The following is a 7,003-nucleotide window of genomic DNA, read 5'->3' as shown; positions in this document are numbered from 1 at the left end:
AGTTTGGAAATCTCAGCAGATTGATGAAAAAGCTGATCAACCATCTAAATCTGCCAAAAAAGAGAAACCAACTCCTCAGAAAAGTCAAGTCGAAATAAATCAAGCTAAAAAAGAACTTCGAAAACTCGAGGAAGACTTAAAACAAGTTGAATCTGAAATTGAAAAATTGGAGAAGCTTAAAATAGATGTCGAACTTGAAATGGCAAACCCTTCACTTTATTCTGATGAAAAGGAATTAAAGAAAACTCAAGAAAAACATCAAACCATACATAAAAAGCTAGATACTCTGAATGTAAATTGGGAAAATCTAGTGGATAAGATCTCTGTAATTCAAGATGTGATTATCTAAATAAATGTAAAATATTCTTCATTATTATTATTTTGGGAAATATGAAATCTATTTCATTAGGTCTTTTTTCTTTACTCTTCTACTATTGCCTGGAGGTTTCTGCCCAGATAGAAGATAAAGTTTATAAAGACCATATTCAGTCTGTCAGGTTATTTCCCATGGGGCCTTTAACAGGAAGTCAACTGGATGCTCCTGTTGTCTCAATGTTGGACGGGAAAAAATTGGTTTTGCTTTTTGATGATTTGGCTTATGATCCTGAAATGTATTCAGCTACATTAATACATTGCGATTCGGACTGGAAACAATCCGCATTAAAAAATAATGATTTTTTGGTTCCTTTTAATGAGTTCAACATCCAAGATTATGATTATTCCATAAATACCAGGATTCCTTATATACATTATAGATTTGAAATTCCTCGGGTTACAAAGTCTGGTAATTATATAGTTAAAGTTTATAGAAGAAGAGATGCGAGTGATGTGATTTTGACAAAACGATTTATGATTTATGAGGATCTGTTGACTGTTGGTGCAGCAGTTGTTCCTCCAACACAAACTGCAAATAGAAAAGGAATGCAGCAAGTGAACACAGTTGTTAATTACTCAAAAGTTGAGGTGATAAATCCTGAGTCTCAAATAAAAGTAATTGTAAGGCAAAATCAGCGATGGGATAACGCGAAATATTTAACAAAGCCCACCTTTCTAAATCAAAGCTCAAAAATTCTAAGGTATGAGGATTTTGATGGAGGTAATAGTTTTGATGCGAGCAATGAATTTAGATTTGTTGATTTAAGGTTTATGAGAGCAAGAGGTCAAAACATTGCTTCAATGAGAGTAGAGGAAGATGCTGTTTTCGGTGAATCACTTATAAATCAACCTAGATCAAACGAGGTGTATTCACAATATCTGGATTTGAATGGTCAATATATAGTAGACAATAACGATAGGCCAGGAGGAGATCCGGAACTGGAAAGTCAGTATGTATATATGACTTTTAATGTTGATATAAATCAATCTTCTCAACCGGTTTATTTATTGGGTTCATTGACAAACTGGGGAAAGTCTCCAGAAGCAAGAATGAATTGGGATGAAAAGGATGAAATTTATAGAACCTCTATGCTTTTAAAACAAGGTTGGTACGATTACCAAATAGGAACGATGAACAACGGAACCATCGAAACAAGTTTATTTGAAGGTTCACACTTTGAAACAGAAAATGTATATGAGGTATTCGTATATCTCAGGGCTTTGGGTTCTCGATATGACCAACTTGTGGGATACGTTTTATTGCAACCGAACCGAAGACGGTTGTAAAAAATAACCCCTCTTATGTTATTAAGAGGGGTAGATTTTAATTTTCAGAATCAGATTCAGGATTTTTGTCATCCTCTTCCGATGCTGGTGCGACGTTTTGTCTAACGCGCTCATTTGGCTTGTAAGGAACGAATCCTTCTCTCTTAAATTTATATGTTTTTGTTCTAGCCCCTGGAGGATGGGTTGCAAGGTCGAGCATACCGAAGCCTTTATGAGTAAATGCTCCAAGGCCACATTTGAAAACGAAATCTTGAACTTCTGGGGCTGCGTACAAAGTGAATGGAAGTGTATATCCTCTTACTTCATATTTTACATCCATATCATAAACAGCATAAATTCTTGCGAATTTTTTCTGCTGTTCTTTCAATTTGTTGACATAAACCATGTCAGGAACAACTTGAAATTTGAAGAAAGATTCCATCTGCTCAGGAGTATACCAGCCTGATCTTTCCATACGGGTTAATGTAGATTCATAAAGAAGATCAGAAAATTCATCACTATCCGGGCTGATAAATCTTTTACCTGCTTCTTCATTGAAAGCTGGTATGATCAATACCAAAGGTGAAATACAAACAAACTTGTTTGAAGTTTCTAATATTGGCTCGACTTCAATTTCTGTATATTCAGGAACTAAAATGAGGTTTCCAAGTTCAACTTTTGGAGTGGCGAAAACTTGCTCTAATAAATAATCCATGAAGTCCTCACTTTGGGAAGATAGGACTAAGGTGACAAGACTAGAATAATAATGCAATCCACTTCTACTTACTTTGGTCTGGCCTTTTAGTCCAGAAAAATTAAAGAAGTTGTAATTGTAAAATTCTTCACGTCCACCTTTAACGATTAATCCTTTTAGAAATTGAGCAAGGATGTACTGATGATGGAAAGGCAGATAGGAGCCTTTGTTTTTTAGGGAAAATATAAGTCTAACTCTCACGGTGATTTAAAAATAAATTGAGACAATAGATAAATTAAAATATTTACTATTAGGGTGTTTAAGTTGCAAAAGTACAATATTTTTCAAGAAAATGTTAAACATTGAATCTAAAATGCATGATATCTCCATCTTTAACCACATATTCTTTGCCTTCTATAGAAATTTTTCCATTCTCTCTACAACCAGCCTCTGTTTTAAATTGTTGATAATCTGCTAGTTTAATTACTTCTGCTTTTATAAAACCTCTTTCAAAATCAGTGTGAATGACACCTGCTGCTTGTGGTGCTTTCCAACCTTTTTTGATAGTCCAAGCTCTAACCTCTTGGATACCAGCGGTAAAATATGTTATTAGGTTTAGTAACGAATAAGCAGCACTAATTAGTCTATTTAAACCACTTTCATTTAAACCGTATTCTGCCAAAAACAGTTCTTTTTCCTCTAAATCTTCAAATTCTGCAATTTGAGATTCGATAGCTGCACATAAAACAATAACTTCAGCGTTTTCTTCTTTTACATTCTCTCTTAGTTGATCAACAAACTTGTTTCCTTCTAAAATGCTGCTTTCATCGACGTTTGCTACATACAAAACAGGTTTTATTGTAAGTAAGTGCAAATCCTTAACTGCTTCGAGATCTTCTTTCTCTACTTCTACTGAACGAGCATTTTTGCCGGAGGTTAAGGCATTTTTGAAAAGAATTAAAGTTTCTAATTCTTTTTTAGCTTTTGCATCTCCTGATTTTGCAACTTTTTCAGTTTTCTGTATCTTCTTTTCAACGGATTCTAAATCCTTTAATTGCAGTTCAGTATCAATCACTTCTTTATCAAAAATTGGATCAACACTACCCGCTACATGGACAATGTTTTCATCTTCAAAGCATCTGATTACATGAATAATCGCATCAACTTCTCGAATATTTGCTAGAAATTTATTCCCTAAGCCTTCTCCTTTGCTAGCACCTTTTACCAAGCCTGCGATATCAACAAATTCAATTACTGTCGGAAGTACACGGTGAGGATTTACCAGCCTTTCGAGAATTTGAAGTCTGTTATCTGGAACAGTAACTACTCCAACATTTGGTTCGATTGTACAGAAAGGAAAATTCGCTGCTTCTGCTTTTGCGCTGGAAAGAGCGTTAAATAAAGTAGATTTTCCAACGTTTGGAAGTCCTACGATGCCACACTGTAAGGCCATTAATTTGTTATTTTATTTTAAATATTCTATAGGATTTATACCCTTGGTAGAACTCCATAATGGATACTCTAAAAATAGTATAAACCGGTATTGCAAAAATCATCCCTAAGACTCCGGCGATTTTTGCCCCGGCAAAGATAACAACAAAAATTTCAAGGGGATGTGCTTTTACAGATTTAGAAAAAATCATTGGTTGTAAGAAAATATTATCAATAACCTGAACTGCACCAAAAACAGATAGCATTTTCACTAAAAAAAAGTTCAATTCTTGTTCTTGATCAAAATTTCCAGTCGATATTCCTACAATTATCCCAAAAGATGCACCTAAAATTGGGCCAGCATAAGGAATAAGATTGGCAACTGCTGCGAAAAGGGCTATTGTCAAGGCATAGTCTACCCCGAGAATTGTAAGCCCAAAACTAGCTAAGGAAAAAATTGCTAACATTTGAAGTAATAGTCCGGATAGATAATTAGATAGTAGTTTTTCAACTTTAGTAAAAGTTGCTACTGATAATTCAAAATAAGGGTTGGGGATCAAATTGAGTAGATTTCTTCGCAAAAGCCCATTTTCAAGTAATAAAAAAAAGGAAATAAATAATACAGCTAGGAGACCTATAAAAAGGCTGCTAGTGGTATTTAATACATTTGAAATAAAGGCACCTAAATCTATACTTTTTATTGCCTGAATTAATTGTGATTTCAATTCCTCAAATAAATATCCAGGTTGATTTTCTAGCAATTGATAGCGAAATAGGAAATTTTCTATTTTGGAAATGGGAGCATTTACTTCTTGATAAATTGTATCAAGGTCTAATCCACTCAAAATGATAATTTGGTTATTTATCAATGGGAAAAATAAAAGGCTCAATAGAACTAAAATAATTACAATAGAAGAGTATGAAATAATTATGGCGAGCCACCGCGGAATATGTTGTCCAAGCAAATGAAAATCATTAAGATGATTTGTCATTGGGCGCAGAAGTGCGGCTATTATTAGAGAAATAATTAGGTATACAGTAATATTTGAAAAATACCATCCGAATAAAAGGAAGGATACAATGAAAAGGATTATATAAACAAAAAAACGCTGCATTTTCATAAAATAAAAGGAGGCATTTCTGCCTCCTCTAATATACTATTTCTGTTTTTGAAAAAAATTCTAGAAACAGAAGTTATTCCCATTTTAATTCGTTGGAAGATTCTTCTTCTTCTTGCTCATATTGATCAAAATCCACATCGGGAAGTAGTTCGTTTTTCACGTAATCTACTGACTCGTTTAAAGCCTCAACAAACTTAAAAAAATCTTCCTTGTATAGGAAAATCTTATGTTTTTCGTAAGTAAAAGAATCACCATTGACTCTTCTTTTACTTTCAGTTATTGTTAGGTAATAATCGTTAGCACGGGTTGACTTGATATCGAAAAAATAGGTTCTCTTTCCAGCCTTCACTTTTTTCGAAAAGATTTCTTCCCTATCGTAACCTCTTTGATCTTCCACTGTTTTCTAGTTATTTATTTAATGATAAAGTTAAAATACAACCCAAGATAAGGTAATTCGATGCTAGAATTCAAAGCAAATTTGCACTTTTTTGGAAAAAAGTCTAAATAAGTTGTGTAATGAATTAAAAATCAGGGTTAAAATTAACAATTCTTGTGTTTTTAATTTGTTATTCTCCGTGCATGTATGCCTTTTTGGCTAGTAACTCTTCTTCAGTCTCTGGATGGTCAGGATCATCTACACAACAATCTACTGGACAAACAGCAGCGCATTGTGGCTCTTCATGAAACCCATTACATTCTGTGCATTTAGCAGTAACTATGTAATAAAATTCATCAGAAACAGGTTTCTGCATTTCATTTGCATCTACTACGGTACCATTTTCAAGTGTCACCTCTTTCAAAGTGGTTCCCCCACCCCAGGTCCATTCTACTCCACCTTCATAGATAGCAGTGTTTGGACATTCAGGTTCGCATGCACCACAATTGATGCATTCGTCGGTAATCATTATTGCCATAACTCATTAATTTAAATTCAAAAGTAATAAGCCTTAGGGGAAGAGGCAATAAAAATTTGAGAACCGGATGAATTTAAATTAATTCTTTTCTGATCCTTCCTTCTAAAAAGGGTAATTTTGCACCTTTGAATTTAAACTATGAATTTATCCCAAAGAGTAGCTGCATTTGTCAAATTAGGTGATAGTATCCAGGAAATGGATCATGAAATCAAGGAGGAACTTTTTTGGCGTGCCCAAAATGAAAATAATTGGTTTACGGAAGAATCTATTTCATCTGCCTTAGATGGGCTAGCTTATATGGTTCAGGAAAAAAATTTGAATAAATGGTTGAGTTTTTATGATATCCCCCAAAAATCAAATGTAAAATCAATCGGAATCCTAATGGCAGGAAATATTCCATTAGTGGGCTTTCATGACTTTTTAACAGTATTGATAAGTGGAAATAAAGCATGTATCAAATTGAGTTCATCCGATTCCATATTAATGAATTGGGTCTTTAAAAAATTAGTAGAAATTGAGCCCTTATTTGAGCCTTTTATTGAAGTGGAAGAAATGCTCAAAGGGAAGGATGCTTATATCGCAACAGGAAGTGACAATTCATCCAGATATTTTAATTATTATTTTGGGAAGTATCCAAGTGTTATAAGACAGAATAGAACCTCGGTGGCAATCCTTTCAGGAAATGAAAATGTGGAGGATCTTGTTTCTTTAGGTTTAGATATTTTTAAATATTTCGGTTTGGGCTGTAGAAATGTCTCTAAAGTTTATATCAAAACAGAAGTTCAATTACAGGATTTGTTAGGGGCGCTGGAGATATATTCCTTCGTAGGGAATCACCACAAATATCGAAATAACTATGATTATAATAAATCAATTTATTTAGTTAATAGTGAAAAACATCTGGACAATGGCTTTTTACTGGTAAAAGAATCCTCCGATTTAGTTTCACCTATCTCGGTGCTGTATTATGAAAAATATGATTCAAAAGAAGAACTGAAAAATAAGCTTGAATCCCAAAAAAATAAAATCCAATGCATTGTTTCTGACACAAATTATTGGACAGATGCTATTTCGTTTGGAAATGCTCAAAACCCCGAACCATGGGAATATGCAGATCAAGTTGACACATTAAAATTTTTAATTGAATTAAATTAAATAGTGTTTGGAGCTTTGGGCAAGCGTATGCAGGAATTTAGTTCCAT

The 7,003-nt window shown here is 33.7% G+C and carries 8 protein-coding genes; 3 read left to right on the top strand and 5 right to left on the bottom strand.

Annotation, left to right across the window (positions count from 1 at the left end):
* Together Q0L68_RS13910 and Q0L68_RS13905 are read left to right on the top strand one after the other, a co-directional pair.
* Nucleotides 1-349 (top strand): ABC transporter C-terminal domain-containing protein (locus tag Q0L68_RS13910; RefSeq protein WP_296704293.1); only part of this gene is annotated, 349 nt, incomplete at its 5' end.
* 41 nt (nucleotides 350-390) lie between these two features.
* Nucleotides 391-1,662, top strand: a complete 1,272-nt coding sequence (locus tag Q0L68_RS13905) for a DUF5103 domain-containing protein (protein ID WP_296704291.1) — start codon at nucleotides 391-393, stop codon at nucleotides 1,660-1,662.
* 37 nt (nucleotides 1,663-1,699) lie between these two features.
* Here the strand turns inward: Q0L68_RS13905 and cas6 are convergent, their stop codons facing one another.
* From cas6 to Q0L68_RS13880, 5 genes are all read right to left on the bottom strand, one after another.
* Entirely contained in the window at nucleotides 1,700-2,596 is an 897-nt protein-coding gene (cas6, locus tag Q0L68_RS13900) for a CRISPR-associated endoribonuclease Cas6 (RefSeq protein ID WP_296704287.1), read from the bottom strand.
* 94 nt (nucleotides 2,597-2,690) lie between these two features.
* Complete coding sequence (gene ychF, locus Q0L68_RS13895) at nucleotides 2,691-3,788, bottom strand: redox-regulated ATPase YchF (RefSeq protein WP_296704283.1); 1,098 nt, start codon at nucleotides 3,786-3,788, stop codon at nucleotides 2,691-2,693.
* A 7-nt stretch (nucleotides 3,789-3,795) separates the two neighbouring features.
* On the bottom strand, nucleotides 3,796-4,881 hold the full coding sequence (locus Q0L68_RS13890) for an AI-2E family transporter (protein ID WP_296704280.1): 1,086 nt from the start codon (nucleotides 4,879-4,881) through the stop codon (nucleotides 3,796-3,798).
* A gap of 79 nt (nucleotides 4,882-4,960) precedes the next feature.
* Nucleotides 4,961-5,284, bottom strand: coding sequence for a DUF3276 family protein (locus tag Q0L68_RS13885; protein WP_296704278.1), 324 nt, complete (start codon nucleotides 5,282-5,284; stop codon nucleotides 4,961-4,963).
* 169 nt (nucleotides 5,285-5,453) lie between these two features.
* A complete protein-coding gene (locus Q0L68_RS13880) occupies nucleotides 5,454-5,801 on the bottom strand; it encodes a 4Fe-4S binding protein (RefSeq protein ID WP_296704276.1) in 348 nt (115 codons plus the stop codon).
* 138 nt (nucleotides 5,802-5,939) lie between these two features.
* Between Q0L68_RS13880 and Q0L68_RS13875 the strand changes: the two genes are divergently transcribed.
* Nucleotides 5,940-6,956 (top strand): acyl-CoA reductase, encoded by a 1,017-nt coding sequence (locus Q0L68_RS13875; protein WP_296704273.1) that lies wholly within the window; start codon nucleotides 5,940-5,942, stop codon nucleotides 6,954-6,956.
* Nucleotides 6,957-7,003 lie beyond the last annotated feature (47 nt).

Source organism: Algoriphagus sp. (assembly GCF_024642405.1).
GTDB lineage: Bacteria > Bacteroidota > Bacteroidia > Cytophagales > Cyclobacteriaceae > Algoriphagus.
Note: the sequence above shows the minus strand (reverse complement) of the source record. Positions and strands in the feature narration are given on the sequence as shown.